Here is a 20,645-nt window from a genome sequence, read left to right on the forward strand (position 1 = left end):
CCGTAGGTATCTGGCGTTGGGGTTCCCCCCGTTGTAGCACCTGGCGTGAGGGATGCCCGATAGGGCAGGGTGAGGTTTCGAGGAAATTTCGAGTCATGCGATGACTTGTGTGTACACCGTAGGCTCCTTGCTCCCTGTTCCCTGTTCCTTGATATAAATAATATTACTGACAAACATAGTTAAAAAAAGTAGTATAAAGTATTGCTACTTAGAAAGAACTGTGTATGAGAAATTTCTTCATGGCTGCTGCTGGAGGAGTGTTCCTTGCGTTTGCAGTAATAAGTCAAGCGTTGGGAGCAACAGTGACACCAAAACTGGGATCAGATTTCTCTAATTTTTATTCAATAACAGATCTCGGTTCTATCGAACAAATTCCACCTGCTTATGGTGGAATAACATTTCAACCAGGAGAACCCAATACACTGTTAGTCAGCGGTTTGGCTGATACCCCGGATGCAGGAATTTATGCAGTTGAAGTCAGCCGTGATAGTAACAACCACATCACTGGTTTTGGTATCCCATCCTTTTTGACACAAGCCCCCGGAATCAGCACAGGAGGAATTGATGCTGGTTTAGCTTATAGCCCCAAAGCTGATGTGTTGTTCTATACCTCCTATCCTGACAACAGCATTGGTCAAATAAAGCCTGGTAGCAGTAGTCCTAATAAACAAATTGATCTAAACACTCTTGGCTTTGCTGCTTCCACAGGTGCATTAAACTTTGTCCCTGAAGGATTTGCTGGAGCTGGTCGGCTTAAAATTACTTCTTATACGAGTAATATCTTTTATGACACAACTATCACTCCAGATAGCTCAGGTACATATGATATCGCTACGCCCACCAGAAGTGTTCAGCTTGATGGTGGACTGGATGGTTTTTTCTACGTAAAAGCAGGAAATCCTGGGTTTTTTGAAGATAGTCTGGTAATTGAAGAATATGATAACAGCAGCGTTTCTGCTTATACGATAGATGGAAATGGAGATGCGATCGCCAACACCCGTCGAAATTTTATCACCGGACTTGGCTTTCACTCGCCAACATCTCTAACTGGAGTGATGGGAGCAACTATTGATCCGGTGACGGGAGACTTTATATTCTCTACATTTTTTGAAGGAGACCCTTCAGCAAGTAAAATATATGCAGTGACAAGAGGAACCAAATCAACTTCAGTCCCTGAACCTCAAGGCGTAACTTTATTGGTGAGTATGTTCGTTTTAAGTTTAGGCTTACTCCGGGATAAAATAAAAAATTAAAAAAGAATTCACCAAGTCAGAATGGGCTGCGCTTTTGCACTCTACACGAGTCAGAATCCATTAAATGGGGATTGAAACCGCAGGGGAAACGCACCTTAAACCCCTTTACTCAATCGAGCATCCCACAGAATTCATGCCCTCATTCTGGGTTATGACTCCTGAGTTGTTTGTGTTAAATTTCAAATTCTTAACTGTGTCTTGAAATCTCACTGAACCAAAATCTAAAGCGCATAGTTATTTGCTATTCTGTTGATTTGATACACTTTTTTAGTTATTTATATATCGTGCTTTTTATATCATCATAATAATGATTTTAAAGAAAAGATATTCGATGTAAATCCTATAGAATTTTTACTCAGTTAGGTACACTATTATCAGTTATCAGTTATCAGTTACCAGTTACCAGTGATCAATTGTTCACTGTTAAGCGTTCCCTAGCTCAACTAGAACAAAGCAAACCGGATTCCTATATATGCTTAGAGAGCAGCTTGAAGATATTGAAATTCAATTGTTATTAGAAGGCATACATCGTTATTACGGATTTGATTTTAGGAATTATGCCTTAGCCTCACTCAAACGACGAATTTGGAAAATTATTCGAGCCGAAAGTTTAACCAGTATTTCTGGACTGCAAGAAAAAGTTCTCCATGATCCCGAATGTATGGAGAGATTTCTGTGTAGCCTCTCGGTTAATGTAACGACTATGTTTCGTGACCCCAACTTTTTTTTGATGTTTCGGAAAAAAGTTGTACCAATCTTACGAACTTATCCTTTCATTCGCGTTTGGCATGCGGGATGTTCTAGTGGTGAAGAAGTTTATTCTCTGGCAATTTTACTCCAGGAAGAGGGACTTTATCATCGTTGTAGATTGTATGCAACTGATATCAATGAGATGGTTTTAAAAAAAGCGAAAGCTGGAATTTATCCATTAGATGCAATGCAATATTATACTCAAAATTATTTGCAAGCAGGTGGAAAAAAAGCTTTCTCCGAATATTATACATCAGCCTATGAACATGCTATTTTTTCTTCGTATCTTAAAGAGAACATAATTTTTTCACAACATAATTTAGTCATAGATAATTCTTTCAACGAATTTAACATTATTTTATGTCGAAATGTATTAATTTACTTTAATACATTTTTACAACAACGAGTCTTTAATCTTTTTCATGAAAGCCTTGTTCAGTTCGGTATTTTGGGTTTAGGACGCCAGGAAACAATGAAGTTCACTCCGCATGAACAAGACTATGAGCAATTAGAAGGTGGAGAAAAGTTTTACCGTAGAATTCGATAGTTGTTGATAATTGCCATAAACTACTAATTATTAACGAGTTATCACTCACGACTCATGACAATTCAATTCATTGCTATTGGTACATCCTTAGGAGGGTTAGAAGCCCTTGAAGTTTTACTCGCTGGATTGCCAAAAAACTTCCCAGTACCTGTAGCTATTGTTCAGCATCGTCACAAATCTTCAGATGATAAATTGAGAGTCGCGTTACAGGAGTACAGTGCTTTAGTTGTCACCGAGCCGCAAGATAAAGAAGAAATTGTGCCTGGTTACATATATCTAGCTCCAGCAGATTATCATTTGATGATAGAAGTAACAAGTGATGCGGTTCGTGAGCCAAGCTTTTCCTTATGTGTGGATGCTGCTGTGACTTATGCACGCCCGTCAATAGATGTGCTATTTGAAACCGCAGCCGATACTTATGCCGAAAGGTTAATTGCAGTTCTCTTGACAGGAGCTAATCATGATGGAATGCAAGGGATGAGAAAAATTAAAGCACGGGGCGGCAAAACTGTGGTGCAGGAACCTTCAACAGCAGCTTGTCCAATAATGCCTGAAGCGGCGATCGCCGCTGGAGTTGCAGATAAAGTTCTACCTTTGGCAGATATTGCCCCTTACTTAGTTAAAATGTGTAATTTTTGAGAAAGTCCTTGGCTAATTCTTCATACAAAAAGCTCTTAACTGCAGTCAGAAGGAATAACTAAATTTCTAACTTAAGATAGTGTCAATAAAATAAGCGCAAACGTCACAGTCAATAGGAAGACGTGAAAACGTTTTCATCTATTTCCCAAAGCATACAGATAGAAATGCCATTTGAACCGAAAGTTAACGTTTTGTTGGTAGATGACCATCCAGAAAATTTATTAGCCTTAGAGGCGATTTTAGGTAGTCAGCGTCAAAATGTGGTGAGGGCTACATCCGGCGCACAAGCACTGCGATGTTTGCTTAATCAGGACTTCGCGGTGATTCTGCTGGATGTGCAAATGCCTGACATGGATGGGTTCGAGACAGCTGCCCTAATTCGACAGCGAGAGCGATCGCGCCATACACCAATTATTTTTTTGACTGCATTTAGCACGAGTGATAACATGGTGTTTAAAGGATATTCTGTTGGTGCTGTAGACTACCTGTTCAAACCCATTCATGCAGAAATTTTAAAATCCAAGGTAGCCGCATTTGTTGATCTGTTTCAAAAAACTGTCGAAGTCAAGCGACAAGCGGCACAATTGGCACAGATGAATACCGAACTGAGAAAGCGCGAAGAGATGTTTCGCTCTTTGAGTGCTTGCTCGCCTGTAGGCATTTTTCTCACAGATACATTAGGTAAATGCACTTATATTAATCCACGATATCAAGCTATCTATGGGATGACACTGGAGGAGAGTTTAGGCGAGGGTTGGACACAAACAATTCATCCTGAAGATAGAGGGCGAGTGATTGCTGATTGGTATAATATATCAGAGCGACGACAGGAATACACAGCAGAATTTCGCATACTCACCTCGACAGGAATTCAGCGTTGGGTTCATATGTCCTCGTCGGCGATGCTTTCGGATCAAAGCGAAGTTATTGGATATATCGGCACGATAGAAGATATTACAGAGCGCAAACAAGCACAAGAAGAACACATTAACTTCATCCGCGAACAAGCAGCCCGACAAGAAGCTGAAACAGCAAACCGCCTTAAAGATGAGTTTTTAGCGACTCTTTCCCATGAACTTCGTACACCTTTAACTTCAATATTAGGTTGGTCTAAACTGCTGCGTCAGCGAAAGATGGATGAAAAAGCCATTACACGCGCTCTAGAAACGATTGAACGCAACGCTACTTTGCAGGCACAACTTATAGACGATATTCTAGATGTCTCACGGATTATGCGTGGCAAACTAAAGCTCAATCTCTGTCAACTTAATTTAACATCTGTGATTGCAACTGTTGTAGATAGCGTACGCTTAGAAGCTGAGAAAAAAAATATTCAACTTGAGTATATTATTGAACACACTAACACACAGAACGAGGCAACAAGAAACACTATAGGAGATAGGGAAAATTTTCCCTCACTCTCTTCATCCCCAGAGGGGACTGCAAACTCCTCCACCTCTTTTGTCGTTTGTGGTGATCCAAACCGCTTACAGCAAATAGCTTGGAATTTACTGAGTAATGCCCTCAAGTTCACACCCAAAGACGGAAGAGTAGAGGTACGATTGTTACTCAGTGCTGAATCTTCCTCAGAAACACTTCAACCTCAGCAACACCACTCATCTGCGGCTAAAAGCTCCTTAGCACTTATTCGGGTGAGCGATACAGGTAGTGGTATCAGCCCAGATTTTCTTCCCTATGTTTTTGAGCGCTTTCGTCAAGCTGATGGTAGCATCACCAGACACCAAGGTGGATTGGGACTAGGACTAGCAATTGTACGTTCTCTGGTGGAAATGCATCGGGGAAGCGTTCATGCCGAAAGTCCAGGACTAGGACAAGGAGCCACTTTTACTGTGAAGCTACCGCTCATGGGTACTGGGAAAACGACAGAACAAGAGGAAGAAAAAGAAAATCAGGAGGGGACTACTAAACTCATAACCAACTACACGACTAAGTCAGAAAATACCTCTTGTAGTGCAGGGTGAACTAAGAGATGGTCTTGTACGTTCACACCTTTGGCTAATGCTTGGTTGTTTGTCAGTGCTTTTATCCCTGAATTTGCTAACTGCAAAACATAGGGTAAAGTGCTGTTATTTAATGCTTGGGTTGAAGTCCAAGGTACTGCCCCCGGCATGTTAGGAACACCATAATGCACCACACCCTCTTCGAGATAAACAGGATGAGTATGGGATGTGGGGTGTACAGTTTCCACGCAACCGCCTTGATCAACAGCAACATCGACTATCACAGAACCAGGATGCATTTGTTTTACTAAGTTGCGGGACACAAGGATGGGTGCTTTACGTCCTGGTATTAAAACAGCACCGATGAGCAAGTCGGCATCTTTGAGCGCAGCTTCAATATGGGCGGAGTTGCTGTAAAGCAGTTCGACTCTGGAACCAAACAAGGTTTCCAGATACGCGAGGCGCTCAACATTAACATCGAGAATTTGGACAGCAGCGCCCATACCCACAGCAATTTTCGCCGCTTCTGTACCAACAACACCGCCACCTAGAATCACGACTTTGCCTGGTTTAACTCCAGGTACACCGCCTAGCAAAACTCCTCTACCACCTTGCTGACGCTCTAGAAATCTTGCCCCAAATTGTACGGATAACCGACCTGCAATAATACTCATGGGACTCAGCAAAGGTAATTTGTTGTTCCCTGGTTGTTCTACAGTTTCATAGGCGATCGCCGTTACACCGCAATCAATCAGATGTTCGGTTAACTTTCGGTCAGCTGCTAAATGCAGATATGTAAACAAAATTTGCCCCTTCTGCAAAAACTTATACTCTGCAGACAATGGCTCTTTTACTTTGACAACAAGTTCGCACTTCCAAGCTTCGTCAGTGGTGGTGACTATTTTCGCGCCAGCGCTAATGTAGTCATCATCTGTAAATCCCGCCCCGATACCGGCTTGAGTCTCTACGAAAACTCTATGACCATTTTCTTGTAAGACTCGCACACTAGAAGGACTTAAGCCAACTCGAAACTCTAGGTCTTTTGTTTCTTTAGGAATACCAATTTCCATTTATCGCCTCTTATGAATTTTTGTATAGCTATAGTTTGTCAGTCTCATTCATTTTCTGTTGAATCAGAAACTACGAATTTTATAACTCGTATTGAAGTCGAAAGTATTGAAGTGCAAAGACTACACTCAGCTTTGAGAACACAGCGCTGTTTCACCCTCGAACAGAGGATACCTTTACAAGGGATTAACCTTTGGCACTCTACACTTGACTACTCTGGACAACTTAACTCTCTGTGATACCACCACTGTAGTTCAAACTTTTGCTCTTGACGATTACGAAACTGCTTCTACAATAAACTAAGATAAGAATCGTAAATAATTGTAAACAGTGACAATCCTGTAAAATAGCTCAGTTGTGTTGTTACTCAAATATCCAGTTTCAGATATCCACTTAAAAGTTCATTTGCCAAAAAGAGGTTTTCAATGATGATACAGCCAAGCGTAACTCCTAAGTTGGAAGAGCCGAAGTTCGGGTTTAATGAATATGCTGAGCGTTTGAATGGTCGAGCTGCAATGATTGGCTTCCTAATCATGGTGGTAATAGAATATGTTACCAACCAAGGAGTCTTATCATGGCTCGGTCTTAAGTAGGATTTTACCAACTTAGAAGTGACTCTTGTACCACAAAAATGACCAGAAGCTCAAACCAGCTGAATATCGCGGCTGGTTTTGACTTAATAAAACCTTTAATTGGGCGTTAATGGTAGTAGAACTGAACCGAACTATAATGAAATTGAGGCTCTATCACAAAAGCGTCAATCGCTAGCTTAGGTGCTCTCAAAAAATATAAATATATATGTAAAGGTGAACAGGAACAAAAAAGCTTGTGATGAATGCTGTATTTCCTCGTTTTTTGAAGTCAAGCTACCGTAAAGAACCAATTATCAGTGTATTGATTACAATGGGAGTCATAGATGCATTGATTGGTGGATTAGACGATAGGTGGTCGTTGTTTGCTTTTGGCTTAGGGACAACAGGAGTGGCGCTAGCCTACAAATGGTGGCGGATTCAACAACGCCGCCCCTTACCTGATGAACCTGTTGTACAACATTACCTGCCTGAGCGATCGTCAAGTCCTGCTTTACCGATGCTGAGTGTTTCTAAGAAAAAGCCACCATATCGGTAGATTTTGGCTCTGAAATTTGAGTCATGATATTTATTATTGATTGTTGCTAAAAACAAATAAATATGGTATGCTTTGCTACCTATGCGCCAGTATGATCATTGATGGGCGGAAGTTTACCGCCTGTCAATATGGTACAGGCTGTCTTGAGATATTTAAAATATATGAATAATCACAATAAATTCCTCTTGCAAATCCAAAATGCAAAGCTTTATGGGCGTATAAATGAATTTCAGTCTCAAATAACCAGTGCCAAGAATTTTGTGACACTCATGAGTGTAGCAGGTGCCGTTGCCATCACTTCGCTGATCCAAGTACCATCTGCAATCCCTGTTGAGTTTAAAGTGACACCAGTAGCTCAACCGACGACTAGTGTTGCGAATCCACAACTTCTTTACACATTCATACAGCATACCGGACCTATTAAATCTCTCGCCTTCACTCCAGATAGCCGAATTCTTCTTAGTGGTGGCAATGATAATGAAGGCATAATTCGCTTATGGGATACAATAACTGGCAGAAGGCTTGGAATTATTGATAGAGCACAAAAAGCTGCAGTAGAATCTATCGTGATTTCGCCAGATGGTCAAACTCTTGCCAGTTGCAGTGATGACAACACTATTAACCTTTGGAACCTCAAAAGCCGCAAATTTACTCGCTCCTTTGTGGAACATACAAGCAATGTACTATCTTTAGCTGTAACTCCAAATGGTAAAGTTCTTGTCAGTGGCGCATTAGATGGTATTCGGATGTGGGATTTGCTACAACAGCGCCCACTTGCGATTTTGACACGTTTTGATAACTCGATTAATACAGTGGCGATTAGTCCTGATGGTCAGACGCTGGCGAGTGGTGATAATATTGGCGTGATTAAGCTATGGGATTTGAGTAGTGGAAGATTAATCCGCACAATTCCAGGGGCGCATTATAATACAGTCACTAAAATAGTTTTTACTCCAGATGGAAGGACGTTTGTCAGTGCGAGTCGCGATCGCACAATTAAAGTCTGGAATGTTACCACTGGACAATCTGTTCGCACCCTGACAGGAGACAACAACTGGGTAAATGATATCGCCATCAACCCAAACGGACAAACTCTTGCCAGTGCTGCCAAAGATGGAATTAAGCTGTGGAATTTAACAACAGGCGAGTTGATAACCACACTTTATGGACATTCCGACTGGGCTAGCGTTGTAGCCTTTAGTCCTGATGGAACAAAGCTTGCTACTGGTGGATTTGATACAAGAGTTAATGTTTGGTTAGTTAGTCAGTAAATAACACAAAGGTTCAACCATCAAAACTCAAAAAAGCTTTGATGGTTGAACTTCGGGGCTACTTGTTGGCGATCGCTTCGTTACTGGATAGCGACAGATCGCGTTACTTAGGTGTTATTGGCACCAGAGTAGAAGAGTTGATTATATGTCTTGAGGCCAGATTCTCCAAGGTTACCTGTTAAGGGTTGGAAAGCATCCGCGAATTTGGTGAAGAGGGAATTAACTAGATTATCACCAGCGTCTTTGATTCCCATCGACAATACCAAATTATCTAACTTACCGAGAAACTCACCAGCCGCAGTGTTGGATTTGTCAATAATCACAGACCAATTGCCATCACCAATAACTAGGCTGTTGCTGGTGAAGACATGGTTACCAGTACCAATGATTGTGTTATTACTACCGAAGTCCCAGTTACCGTTACCAATGGTTGTGTTGTTATTTCCGAAATCCCAGTTACCATTACCAAGAGTTACGTTGTCACTGGTTGACTCCCAGTACCAGTTGCCATTACCAATGGTTCTGTTGTTTTGACTAGACTCTAAATGCCAGTTGCCATTACCAATTGTTGCGTTGTTTTTAGTGGAGTCCCAATTCCAGTTAGCATTACCTACGCTTACATTGGATTGTCCATAGTTCCAGTTGGCATTACCTATGACAGCGTTGTTACTACCAAAGTCCTTATTGCCATAACCAATGGGTATGCCACCTTCAGGAGTATTAAAAATGTTGTCAGTGCCACTGAAGGGCAACAGACCACCAAGGACAGTGTACAAGACATCGGTGGGTGGTTGAACAGCCTGAGATCCACCTTGAGTGGCACTACCAGCAAATACGTTGCTGTACGGATCACCATTACTAATGTTTTGAGTACCAGTATTAATACTAGTATTTGCACTCAGTATGTCATTTTTATAGAGCGTCAATAAATCGGAAGGTGATTTCAGAGGCGTATTGTTACCACTGAACAGTTTTTTACCTGTAGCGGAGTTGACTGTTTTGGTGAAGTTTAATAGGTCATCTTGGACAATCCTTAAGATGTCGGAGGGTGAGCTACTTCCGCCAGCGCCTTTTAAGTCCTGACCAAAGAGGACTTGCACAATATCTATAGATGGTTGCTGAGGTATACTGCCAGGAGCAATAGCTGTGTTATTAGTAGGTACAAGCGGGTTGCTACCACCAGCAACCGAGGTACCAGCACTAGCACCCGAAGTACCAGACGCACTTGGCAAGGTCTGACTGTAGACGGATGTCAGCAGACTCTCAGCTGATTTAGGTATAGGGAAATTTGTACCATAAGCCTGTTTCAAGTAATCCAGAGCTGGCGCACTGGTAGTACTGAAGGGATTGTTTCCACCAGCAAATGGGTTTCCACCACTGGAAGAAATAGTAATGCCACTCTGAGATATTTTGTAACTCAGTTTGTCGATGACTGAGTCAACCAACTGCTCGACAGTAAAATTTATCGCTTTTGAAAATCTTTCCGGTGTGTTTTCTTTACCGATGATCCATTGACCCTCACCAACAACTACGTTGCCAAGACTAGCGAAAGGTTGACCGCCACCACCAGCATACGGATTGTTTGCAGCACCAGCAAAGGTGTTGGTGCTGCCAGATCCTAAGCCGGTACTACTTGAGTTGCTAGTACCTAAGATGCTACCAAACGGGTTGCTGCTACCACCAACAGCGCTAGTACCTGAGCTGCTAGCAAACAAGTTGCTGCTGCTGGCTAAGGTGTCAGTACCACTTGCAGATGAGTTGCTGTTACTGATTGGAGCCAGACTGGTAGAAGTAGGAGCAGAAGTGCTTGCAGTAGGAGCAGAAGTGCTAGCAGAATAAGTGTCAACCGGTAGGGAAGTGTCAACCGGTAGGGAAGTGTCAACCACTAGGGAACTGCCACCACTAGTTAGGGAATCTGAAACTGGTGGTACACTACCAGTCGAGTAGTTGCTAACACCAGCTAGATCAGTAACTGAGGGAAAAACTGAATTGGTGTCAGGATTAAGGGTAGAAGTTGTCATAAAAAATAATCCTCCTAATTTTTAGGACTCAAACCTGGTAAAAAGTGGGAAATTAAATACATAAAGCCTGCCTTATTGCTTTAGTCTTTGGTTTTTTAAGTGCAGGCTATTTATTGGCTAGTAGATCTTGGAATGTTGTTGGGTTGATCCTTTTACCGGTCAACCCAACATTTTTGACTTCAAACTGGGACGTTAAACAATCGGAGGGGTAGTACTAGCGATCGCATTGTTTCCAGAGTTCAATGAATCAATAGCTTGACTCAAAGTTGTGATGTCATTCGCGAACAGTTGCAAGACTTCAGTTGATGATAGCGGAAGCTGACTGCCGACACCAGAATTCTGATTAGCAAGGTTGTCAGAGCTTAAGATATCAGCTTTTACCTGCTTCCAAATCTCAGAACGCAAAGGAAACACACTGCTACTATCAGTCACTGGACTGCTACCACTTAACACACTGCCACTACCAGTAACTATGTCGTTACCACTAGATGCACTGGCATTGCCATTTAAGAAGGGTGAGTCGCTGCCATAAACTGCATTCACCAAATCAACTACAGGTGCCAGAGGCTGATCGTCACTTGCATCGGCTTTGTCACTTCTATATTGGTTGACAATGTCAGTAAAGGTTGAGGTGTTTGTCCGGATCTTCTCCAAAAAATTGGATGATAACTGCGGAAAAACACTGTCACTACTAGCAGCAGAGTTAGTGTTAGAAGTTGCCATAACTAAAAATCCTCCTATCGTTAGAACAAAAATGTTGTTGAACTAGGAAAACTAAAGAAAGCAAGCTAGATCGGTCTCTAAGTTTCTTCTTTGGTTTCGTCACAGGAGATTAGTTTGGCTAGTAGGTCTTGGAATCATGTTGGGTTGCCTTAGGTATTGGTTAACCCAACAATTTTTTTAAGGTGAAACTCTAAGCAAACGGGATGGCACCACCACCAAACTGGTTGCCACCACCAAAGCTGCCGATGCTGCTAACATCAAAGCCGCCGCTGCCACCACCAAAGCCGCCGATGCTGTTAGGATCAAAGCCGCCAAACTGGTTGCCACCACCAAAGCCGCCAATGCTGCCACCACCGCCAGACGGGATGCTGTTAACATCAAAGCCGTCGGTGCTGCCGCCACCATTTACAGGTGATGTGCTACCCAAGCCGGAAACCTGGTTGACAACATTATTCGTCAGCTGCCATGACAACACATCTGTACTTTCGGTAGTAGGACCATTCGCCACGTATTGATCAATCAGGATTCTGTTCTGAAACGACAACGAATTGGTTGCGCTTGCAAAATCGATGCCACCTTGGCTGCCGCCACTGAACCCGCCAGCACTGCCACCAGAGGGAGCACCAGTCAACACGTCAGTGCCACCGCCACCAGAGGGAGCACTGCCACCACTAGTGCCAATAGCAGCCCAAGGGTTGCTACCACCAGTAAGCGGGCTACCAGAGGCATTCGGGTTACCAAAGTTAGTAAAGGGACTACCGCCACCAGCACCACTGGGAGCGCCACCGATGCTACCACCACCAGTAGCATTGCCAAAGCCTTGTAATACGTTCTCAGTAGAAGTGACTTCACTCAATCGACCCCAGGGAGATTGTTGCAGTACACTCCCGAGATCACCATTATTATTGTTATCAGTTGCCATTAAAGAGAATCCTCCTACTTATACGTTAAAAATTACGCAACCACAGGCATATAAAATCAGCAAAAAATAAGCCTGTTTTTTTAATTTTTTATTGCTCTGTTATTGCCAAAACTAGTAATTATTTATCTGGGCATTACAAATCAAGAATGGCTTTGTTTCGGAAATTCTCCAACGAATGTAGAGATCACTTAAGGAAAACTGTAATTAACGCTACTGTCTATACAAAAATAAGCAATTTTCATAAATTTATCAATCAAAATTCTTTTGATTGATTTGTCAATTTTTTAGATTTCTCTCTTTTCTTTTTCGTTTCATAAAATATAAAAAATATCAACAAAAAAATATATCGTTGGAAAGATGTTAAATACCAAAGATTAGATGTTTTTATGAGCAAGGTTAAAGGAAAAGAGGGAAAGGATGAATTTTTCCCTTTCCCCCTAACTCAAAAGTATTGGTACCTCTGTTACAAACACAAAATACTACACCCTACTTCCTACACCTGTCCTAAAGCTACTAAACTACGTTGATCGGGTATAGACCAACGATCAACGACTTTACCCAAAACTGACAATTCCTGAACCAATCTGTCAAACTTTTCAGGAGTCAGGGACTGAGGTCCGTCAGATAGAGCTTTAGCAGGATTTGGGTGAACTTCAATCATCAATGAATCTGCACCTGCTGCTAAAGCTGCCATTGCCATCGGTGTAACATACTCTGATTTTCCTGTACCATGACTAGGGTCAATCATGATGGGTAAATGTGTTAGCTGTCTCAACACAGGAATCACTGATAAATCTAGAGTGTTACGAACATATTTGGAATCAAAAGTTCTAATACCTCGTTCGCAAAGAATTACATTTGGGTTTCCTGCTGCCAGAATATATTCTGCTGCCATGAGCCACTCATCAATCGTGGCGGACATCCCGCGTTTGATCAGCACAGGCTTATCTTGAGCGCCCACTTTCTTTAGCAAGGAAAAGTTTTGCATGTTTCTGGCTCCTATCTGAATCACGTCAGCAACCCTAGCCAGTGCTGGTAAATCAGCAGCATCCATAAGTTCTGTGATGATCCCCAAACCAGTAGCTTCACGAGCTGCTGCTAACAAATCTAGAGCACTCTCACCATGTCCTTGAAATGCATAAGGCGAGGAGCGAGGTTTGTAAGCCCCGCCACGCAGAAACTTGGCTCCAGCCGCCTTAACGCGCTTTGCCGTTTCCACAATCATTTCTTCATTTTCAACAGAGCAAGGTCCAGCAACCAACACAACGGGATGTTCTTCACCGATGTGGACAGGACCATTTGGTGTGGGAACAACAACCTCACTGGCTTCTCCATGACGGAATTCTCGACTGACGCGCTTGAAAGGTTTCTGAATTCGTAGTACTTGCTCAATCCAAGGACTGTTATTCTGTATCTGCATTGGATCTAGGGTGGCAGTTTCACCAATTAAGCCTAAAACCACTTTGTTTTGTCCGACGCTTTTTTCTACAGTGACGCCCCAAGTGTTATGCAATTCTTGGCTGATGCGAGTAACTTCATCAGCAGGTGTACCATTTTTGACGACAATGATCATGGATTTTGGTTCTCTACTTTTTTTATATAAAGTAATAAGAGTTGCTACTGAAAAATAACCGCGTCTGGGATTTAGAACTTACGCACGAGTTACGAAAGAATAAGACTGTGAGATTGCTTGCTTGCTTCGCAACGGGTGCAACTACGTTTCCCTTACGTAAGTCCTGAAATTGTTATTTATCAATAGTCCCTAATATTTGGACAAAGACTAAGAATTCAGGATTTTAGCAACAGTTTGCACATCCTTGTCGCCTCTGCCTGAGCAGTTTATGACAATCCGAGGACTACCATCTAACTGAGGACACAGCTTTGCTAAATAGGCGATCGCATGAGCGGTTTCCAAAGCTGGAATAATCCCTTCTAGTTGAGACAAAAGCTGCAACGCCTCCAAAGCTTCAGAATCGCTGACGCTGTAGTACTCCGCGCGACCAAGTTCCTTGAGATAGCTATGCTCAGGACCAACGCCTGGATAGTCCAAACCAGCACTAATCGAATGTGCTTCGATAACCTGACCATCATCATCTTGCAGTACATAGCTCATAGCGCCGTGCAACACGCCGATTCGTCCCAGTGTTAAAGTTGCTGCGTGCTTCTGGGTGTCAACACCTTCACCCGCTGCTTCAACTCCAATCAGGCGTACAGATGGCTCATCGACAAACTCATGGAACAGCCCAATCGCGTTGGAACCACCGCCAACACAAGCCAAGAGAATATCAGGTATTCCTCCCCATTTTTCTTGAGACTGAGCGCGAGTTTCTTTGCCAATCACAGCGTGGAAATCGCGTACTATCATCGGGTACGGATGGGGACCTGCAACAGAACCGAGGATGTAGTGAGTCGTTTCCACGTTTGTCACCCAGTCCCGAATCGCCTCGGAGGTTGCATCTTTGAGTGTTCCAGTACCCGCCTCCACTGGACGGACTTCAGCCCCCATCAGTTTCATCCGAAACACATTCAGGGCTTGGCGTTGCATATCCTGGACGCCCATGTAAATCACGCATTGTAGACCAAAGCGAGCGCACACGGTCGCAGTTGCTACCCCATGTTGACCAGCTCCGGTTTCAGCGATAATGCGCTGCTTACCCATGCGCTTTGCCAGCAACACCTGACCTAAAGCGTTATTAATTTTGTGAGCGCCTGTATGATTTAAATCTTCCCGCTTGAGATAGATTTGTGGTCCTGTGCCATCACTGTGAGCGTAGTGTGTAGTGAGACGCTCGGCAAAATATAAGGGAGTGGAGCGTCCCACATAGTCTTTGAGTAAATTTTGTAACTCTGCTTGGAAGCTTGGCTCGTTGCAGTATTGCTCATATGCTGTTTCCAATTCACTTAATGCGGGCATTAAGGTTTCAGGAACATACTTACCGCCGAACTTTCCGAATCTCCCCAAGGAGTCGGGTCTTGCAGTCGCCAATTCAACTTTATTATTGATATCTGAGATGCTAACCACTGGATATAACCTCTTACGTTCTAGTAACTTTTCACGAGTCTTAACAATAGTTAACAGTTATCAACTGCTCGATAACTGTTCACTGTATTGAACCTACTGTTTGAAGAGACGGTTGGGCAATTGCGGCTTTCAATTCTTGACAAAGTTGTTCAACAGCTTGCAGTCCTTCTGTGGGACTACCATTTGCTAATCTTTGAACAAATGCACTACCAACAATGACACCATCTGCGCCCCAATCGCTTACCTGACGCGCCTGTTCTGGTCCAGAGATGCCAAAGCCAACACCAATCGGTTTATCAGTTATGCTTCGCATCTGGCTTAGTAAGGTTTTGACGCGATCTTGTAGTTGGGAGCGAACACCAGTCACACCAGTCACACTCACAAGGTAGATAAATCCTTGGGATTGCTTGGCGATCGCCTCAATCCGCTCTTGAGAACTGGTAGGAGCGACAAGTAAAATCACTTCTATGCCAAATTCTGCGCCTGTGTTAATTAGATATTCTGCTTCTTCTAAAGGCAAGTCTGGTACGACTAATCCCCGTACTCCAACCTTAGCGAGTTGCGCCAGAAACGACTCAACACCCCGATTGAGAATCGGGTTGTAGTAAGTGAATAAAATGATCGGTGCTTGCAAGCTTGGACTCACATCGGCAACAATCTCTAACACATGCTCTAACTTAGTTCCCTTGTGCAACGCACGAGTAGCAGCCGCTTGGATCACAGGACCATCTGCTAGTGGATCAGAGTAAGGAACACCGAGTTCAATAAAGTCAGCACCATTGCTGTCTAAGATGCGTAAAGCTTCTTTTGTGGTTTGTAAGTCAGGATCTCCAGCTGTTATGAAGGGAATTAAAGCGCGCTGATTGCGGTCTCTTAAAGATTGAAAACGTTGGGAAATGGAACTCATCAGAATAATGCACCTACGTAATGAGTATTGGTTTAGTAGTCAGTGTTGCGCTCGCCTACTACGAGTCAGCAACTTGCACAACAATCTTACCGCGTACACCTTCGCCCCCTTGCTCAAATCTTTGATGAGCTTGGGCAATTTGACTTAGAGGAAACGTCATTCCAACCACAGGTTTAATTTGACCCCGTTCAATGAGCTTTCTCAAAGCTTCGAGTTTCGGGCGGGCATTTTCTAAGTGTACAAAGTGAACTGTAATATTTTTGAAAATAGCTGGGTTAAGGTCACCCTGTACGCCTGTGACTGTCACAGCGCGACCCTCAACTTTGGTTACTGTTAGGCTTTGGGCTAAAACTTCGCCTGGTACGGTAGAAAAAGTCACATCAACTCCTTCACCACCCGTTTCTTTCAAGATAATGTCGATAAAGTTTTCATTGCGGTAGTCAATAACTCTATCTGCACCGATAGACTTCACCAAATCAAAATCATAACTGCCGCAGGTTGTGTAAACATAAGCACCTGCTGCTTTGGCAATTTGGATAGCGAAGCAGCCTACACCCCCTCCACCACCATGAATCAGTATGGTTTCGCCTACTTTAAGACTTGCTCTATCGAACAAAGCAGCCCATGCTGTACCGCCCGCCACCGGGACACTAGCCGCTTCTGTATGCAATAAATTTGCGGGTTTTTTGGTAAGAATCGACTCATTAGTGACATGATATTCAGTATTTGCACCCTGACCATCCATAAGTCCTATGGCGTAATAGACTTCGTCACCGACCTGAAAATCTCTGACGTTTTCTCCAGTCGCCTCAACGACTCCTGAAACGTCGTAGCCGAGAATTGCGGGTAGTTTTATCATAGGTCCAAACAGTCCTTGGCGTAGTCCACAATCAGCAGGATTAACTGATGTTGCATAAACCTTGACCAAAACTTCGTTTTTACCTGGTATCGGCTTATCCACCTCGCGCTGAGCAAAAACTTCTGGACCTCCGAAGCCTGTTATCACCATAGCTTTCATGCCCGTTTTTCCTTTGTCACTACTGTGACGTGCTAGGAGTTGAGCAGACTACGCACAGCCTGCTGTAGATCAGCTTGTTTGACTAACGACTCTCCTACCAAAACGGCACGAACACCCGCTTGGGCAACAAATGATAAATCAGCAGGAGTATATAAACCAGACTCACTGACTATGGTAATACCAAAGCTTTGCAATTTTGAGCGTCGCTGTTCTACAAGTTGCTGAGTGAGTCTGATATCCACTGTAAAATCTTCTAGATTGCGATTATTGATCCCTACTAAGCGCAGATCGTCAAGTTTTAGGACTCGATCCAGTTCAGCTAAGGTATGAACTTCTACCAAAGCTTTCATTCCTAAATCGTGAATGACGCGCAAAAAGTCTTGAAGTGCTTCATCGCTAAGGATGGCAGCAATCAGCAGTACAGCGTCTGCGCCTGCAACCCGTGCATAATAGATTTGGTAGATATCGATGATAAACTCTTTACACAGTAGTGGGAGTGCAACTTGCTGTCTGATATTACGCAGGTTATCAAAACTGCCTTGAAAGAACTTAGAGTCAGTCAAAACAGATAGACAAGCTGCACCACCTTGCTCATAAGCTTGGGCGATCGCCACTGGATCAAAGTCAGCCCGGAGAACTCCACGACTCGGCGAAGCTTTCTTAACCTCTGCAATCAGGCTAGGTTGATGGGGATTTTGCTTTAAAGCCGTTAGGAAATCTCGTACACTCGGAGCAGCATTTAACTGCTGTTGCAAGGTCGCTAGTGGCAGTTCTTGCCGCATTTGTGCGACCTCTTGCTTCTTGTACGACACAATCTCTTCGAGAATGTGGCGTGGACGGACATTTGTAGTAGCAACTGAGTTACTCATATGCTGCTTACCAGATGAGGGAGTAATTTTAACCAATGACTATTGACTCTTGAGTTTGGGTGTATGCACGCACTACGTTTTGAATGATTGCCAGACCAAGTTCTCCTGCCAGAGTCATAATGGATTCTGGATGAAATTGCACAGCTGCTATAGGAAGTGTTTGATGCTCTATTGCCATGATCACATGGTCATTAGAAATGGCTGTTACGTTCAGTTGTGCTGGCAATTTTTCCGGTAAGGCAAACAAGGAATGGTATCTACCTACAGAAAATGATTCTGGCAAACCCTTGAACAGGACAGAATTTGAATCGTTGACAAAAATCCGTGAAGACTTGCCATGTTGAGGATAGTTGAGAACTCCCAGTTCTCCACCAAACGATTCAACAATGCCTTGCAGTCCTAGACAGACTCCAAAAAGCGGAATTTGCCGACGTAAGCAAGCCTGGACAGTTTCTGGAACACGAAAATCATTCGGTCTACCAGGACCAGGAGATAGAACAACTAAGTCTGGACGTTCTGTGTCAAACAGCGATTCTGAGAAACCATGACGTAGTGTTGTGACTGTTGCACCCGTTTGGCGGATGTAATTTGCGAGTGTGTGAACAAATGAATCTTCGTAGTCGATGAGTAAGATGCGCTTACTAGGTTCAACATCTTGGATGCAGGCGCTCAATTTTGTTAGCTGAGATTCTTCTGATTTTTTTTCCTGCTTCGCGCGACGAATTGTCTCAAATAAAGCCGCAGCTTTAGTCATTGTTTCTTGTTCTTCTGCTGATGGCAAGGAGTCATAAAGAATTGTAGCGCCAACTCTCACCTCGGCGATTGAGTCTTTTAACCTAATTGTCCGCAAAATCAATCCGGTGTTAAAATCGCCGTTGAAGTTTAAGTAACCAACAGCTCCACCATACCAACGTCGAGCACTCCGCTCATGGTTTTCGATAAACTGGATTGCTGAGCGTTTGGGTGCGCCTGTGACTGTGACTGCCCAAGTATGGCTCAAAAAGGCATCCAAAGCATCAAATTCTGGTCTTAATAATCCCTCTACATGATCCACTGTGTGAATCAAGTGGCTATACAATTCTATTTGACGACGACCAATCACTTGTACTGAGCCTGGTTCGCAAATCCGTGATTTGTCATTACGATCCACGTCTGTACACATGGTCAGTTCAGCTTCTTCCTTACCAGAGTTGAGGAGTTGACGAATCTGCTCAGCATCATCTATAGCATCTTGTCCTCGGGTAATTGTCCCACTGATTGGGCAAGTCTCTACACGCCTACCTTCGACTCGCACAAACATTTCTGGAGATGCACCGATCAGATACTCTCCACCTAAGTTAAATATAAACCCATAGGGACTGGGATTGATTTGCTGTAGTGTTTGGAATAGTTTGCTCGGTGGTTCTTCACAGGATTCAAAAAAGCTTTGGCTGGGAACAACTTCAAATAAGTCTCCCCGACGAAAGTAATCTAGTGCGACTTTTACTTGATTTGCATACTCTCCTGATTTATGGTCAGAAGCTAGAACGGGAACATGCTGCTCTCCTTTATAATCAACCGAGTCACCTGTTCGTGGAAGATTTTTGGTACTGCCATGCGCTGTTTCAAAGTCGTACTGTATACGGTATGAACGTTGCGAGTAGTAGTCAACAATCAGTAGTTCATCTGGTAGATACAGTACTAAATCCCGTTGATCTGTGGGACGCTCTAAACGCCTGGGAATGGGTTCAAACTGGAATACCAAATCATATCCAAATGCTCCATACAGTCCTAAATGCTCGTCTTCATCACTAGAGAAAGTATGGAGGATATCGCGGATAAGTGTAAATGCAGAAGGTTGCTTACTGCGCTCTTCTTCTACAAATAGTTGCAGCGCTGGCTTGACAAAACCCTTGATGTGATCATTCTCTAATTCAACCTCTTGAAGTTGAGAATGCGCCGACAATCGCGTAAAAAGAACTGGTAGAAGCACTTTGCCTCTATTGTTGAGCGCTCTTAGCGTGAAAGTGTTCTCACGTGTTGTCACCTCCAGTGGTGGATTGACAAATCCAATCGCCCACCTTTTATATCTCCCTGGATACTCGTAGCTACTTTTGAGCAAACCTCCACGCTGAGAGTCCAGGTGAAACAAAATTTCGTCCAGAGTTGTGTCCGTTTGTACTTCACTGATTGAGCGAAATATATTTATACCGCCAACAGTTGTATAGGAGTGAGAATCAACAATCATGCGCTATTTCTCTGAAGTAGTCATCAGTCAAAAGTCAAAAGTCCAAATTTTGACTGATGACTTATGGCTATTGTGTATTGAAGCTATGTCAATGAGCTATTTTAATGCTACAAAAATAAGACAAAATCTGAAGAGCAAAAAATAGCATAGACAACTTGTCCCTAAGTGTATGTTATTGTATTTCTCTATTCAAATAAAAAATAATCAAAAGAAAACGAACAGAGAAACCTGTTACAATACGAAATTAAATTTTATTAGGTAACAAGCTTATACTGTCAACTTTTTAGTGGTAACTACCTAGTGTCAACAGTCAAAACCT

17 protein-coding genes are annotated in these 20,645 nt (G+C 43.1%); 7 read left to right on the plus strand and 10 right to left on the minus strand.

From position 1 onward, the window contains the following. The first annotated feature begins 224 nt into the window (after positions 1 to 224). From AC5590_RS03395 to AC5590_RS03410, 4 genes are all read left to right on the plus strand, one after another. A complete protein-coding gene (locus AC5590_RS03395; RefSeq protein WP_169263028.1) occupies positions 225 to 1,253 on the plus strand; it encodes a hypothetical protein in 1,029 nt (342 codons plus the stop codon). A 472-nt stretch (positions 1,254 to 1,725) separates the two neighbouring features. Next, on the plus strand, positions 1,726 to 2,550 hold the full coding sequence (locus AC5590_RS03400; RefSeq protein ID WP_169263029.1) for a CheR family methyltransferase: 825 nt from the start codon (positions 1,726 to 1,728) through the stop codon (positions 2,548 to 2,550). A 54-nt stretch (positions 2,551 to 2,604) separates the two neighbouring features. Next, complete coding sequence (locus AC5590_RS03405) at positions 2,605 to 3,189, plus strand: chemotaxis protein CheB (protein ID WP_169263030.1); 585 nt, start codon at positions 2,605 to 2,607, stop codon at positions 3,187 to 3,189. Positions 3,190 to 3,353: 164 nt separating this feature from the next. After that, positions 3,354 to 5,171: an ATP-binding response regulator gene (locus tag AC5590_RS03410; protein WP_169263104.1), complete on the plus strand. Its 1,818-nt coding sequence runs from the start codon at positions 3,354 to 3,356 to the stop codon at positions 5,169 to 5,171. Here the strand turns inward: AC5590_RS03410 and ald are convergent. Then, positions 5,129 to 6,220: an alanine dehydrogenase gene (gene ald / locus AC5590_RS03415; protein WP_169263031.1), complete on the minus strand. Its 1,092-nt coding sequence runs from the start codon at positions 6,218 to 6,220 to the stop codon at positions 5,129 to 5,131. The two genes, AC5590_RS03410 and ald, sit on opposite strands and share 43 nt — an antisense overlap. A gap of 426 nt (positions 6,221 to 6,646) precedes the next feature. Here ald and AC5590_RS03420 point away from each other — a divergent pair, with 426 nt between their 5' ends. The 3 genes from AC5590_RS03420 (at position 6,647) to AC5590_RS03430 (ending at position 8,617) form a co-directional block, all read left to right on the plus strand. Further along, complete coding sequence (locus AC5590_RS03420; protein ID WP_171978102.1) at positions 6,647 to 6,811, plus strand: CAB/ELIP/HLIP family chlorophyll-binding protein; 165 nt, start codon at positions 6,647 to 6,649, stop codon at positions 6,809 to 6,811. Positions 6,812 to 7,049: 238 nt separating this feature from the next. After that, on the plus strand, positions 7,050 to 7,346 hold the full coding sequence (locus AC5590_RS03425; RefSeq protein WP_169263105.1) for a hypothetical protein: 297 nt from the start codon (positions 7,050 to 7,052) through the stop codon (positions 7,344 to 7,346). 161 nt (positions 7,347 to 7,507) lie between these two features. Continuing rightward, a complete protein-coding gene (locus AC5590_RS03430; RefSeq protein ID WP_169263033.1) occupies positions 7,508 to 8,617 on the plus strand; it encodes a WD40 repeat domain-containing protein in 1,110 nt (369 codons plus the stop codon). A gap of 107 nt (positions 8,618 to 8,724) precedes the next feature. Here AC5590_RS03430 and AC5590_RS03435 read toward each other — a convergent pair whose 3' ends face one another. From AC5590_RS03435 to AC5590_RS03475, 9 genes are all read right to left on the minus strand, one after another. Continuing rightward, on the minus strand, positions 8,725 to 10,638 hold the full coding sequence (locus AC5590_RS03435; RefSeq protein WP_169263034.1) for a RodZ family helix-turn-helix domain-containing protein: 1,914 nt from the start codon (positions 10,636 to 10,638) through the stop codon (positions 8,725 to 8,727). Positions 10,639 to 10,830: 192 nt separating this feature from the next. Further along, positions 10,831 to 11,361: a hypothetical protein gene (locus AC5590_RS03440; RefSeq protein WP_169263035.1), complete on the minus strand. Its 531-nt coding sequence runs from the start codon at positions 11,359 to 11,361 to the stop codon at positions 10,831 to 10,833. A 190-nt stretch (positions 11,362 to 11,551) separates the two neighbouring features. Then, a complete protein-coding gene (locus tag AC5590_RS03445; protein ID WP_169263036.1) occupies positions 11,552 to 12,283 on the minus strand; it encodes a hypothetical protein in 732 nt (243 codons plus the stop codon). A 493-nt stretch (positions 12,284 to 12,776) separates the two neighbouring features. After that, complete coding sequence (aroF, locus tag AC5590_RS03450) at positions 12,777 to 13,856, minus strand: 3-deoxy-7-phosphoheptulonate synthase (RefSeq protein WP_169263037.1); 1,080 nt, start codon at positions 13,854 to 13,856, stop codon at positions 12,777 to 12,779. A gap of 207 nt (positions 13,857 to 14,063) precedes the next feature. Continuing rightward, positions 14,064 to 15,305 (minus strand): tryptophan synthase subunit beta, encoded by a 1,242-nt coding sequence (trpB, locus tag AC5590_RS03455; protein ID WP_171975391.1) that lies wholly within the window; start codon positions 15,303 to 15,305, stop codon positions 14,064 to 14,066. Positions 15,306 to 15,384: 79 nt separating this feature from the next. Next, positions 15,385 to 16,212 carry a tryptophan synthase subunit alpha gene (gene trpA, locus AC5590_RS03460; protein ID WP_169263038.1) on the minus strand — a complete coding sequence of 276 codons (828 nt, stop codon included), beginning with the start codon at positions 16,210 to 16,212 and terminating at the stop codon, positions 15,385 to 15,387. 58 nt (positions 16,213 to 16,270) lie between these two features. Beyond that, positions 16,271 to 17,230 carry a zinc-binding dehydrogenase gene (locus tag AC5590_RS03465; protein WP_169263039.1) on the minus strand — a complete coding sequence of 320 codons (960 nt, stop codon included), beginning with the start codon at positions 17,228 to 17,230 and terminating at the stop codon, positions 16,271 to 16,273. Between the two features lie 32 nt (positions 17,231 to 17,262). After that, on the minus strand, positions 17,263 to 18,099 hold the full coding sequence (gene trpC / locus AC5590_RS03470) for an indole-3-glycerol phosphate synthase TrpC (protein WP_169263107.1): 837 nt from the start codon (positions 18,097 to 18,099) through the stop codon (positions 17,263 to 17,265). A gap of 28 nt (positions 18,100 to 18,127) precedes the next feature. Continuing rightward, on the minus strand, positions 18,128 to 20,326 hold the full coding sequence (locus tag AC5590_RS03475) for an anthranilate synthase (RefSeq protein WP_169263040.1): 2,199 nt from the start codon (positions 20,324 to 20,326) through the stop codon (positions 18,128 to 18,130). Positions 20,327 to 20,645: the final 319 nt, after the last annotated feature.

The sequence above is a fragment of the Brasilonema octagenarum UFV-OR1 genome (genome assembly GCF_963888615.1).
Taxonomy (GTDB): Bacteria; Cyanobacteriota; Cyanobacteriia; order Cyanobacteriales; family Nostocaceae; genus Brasilonema; species Brasilonema sennae.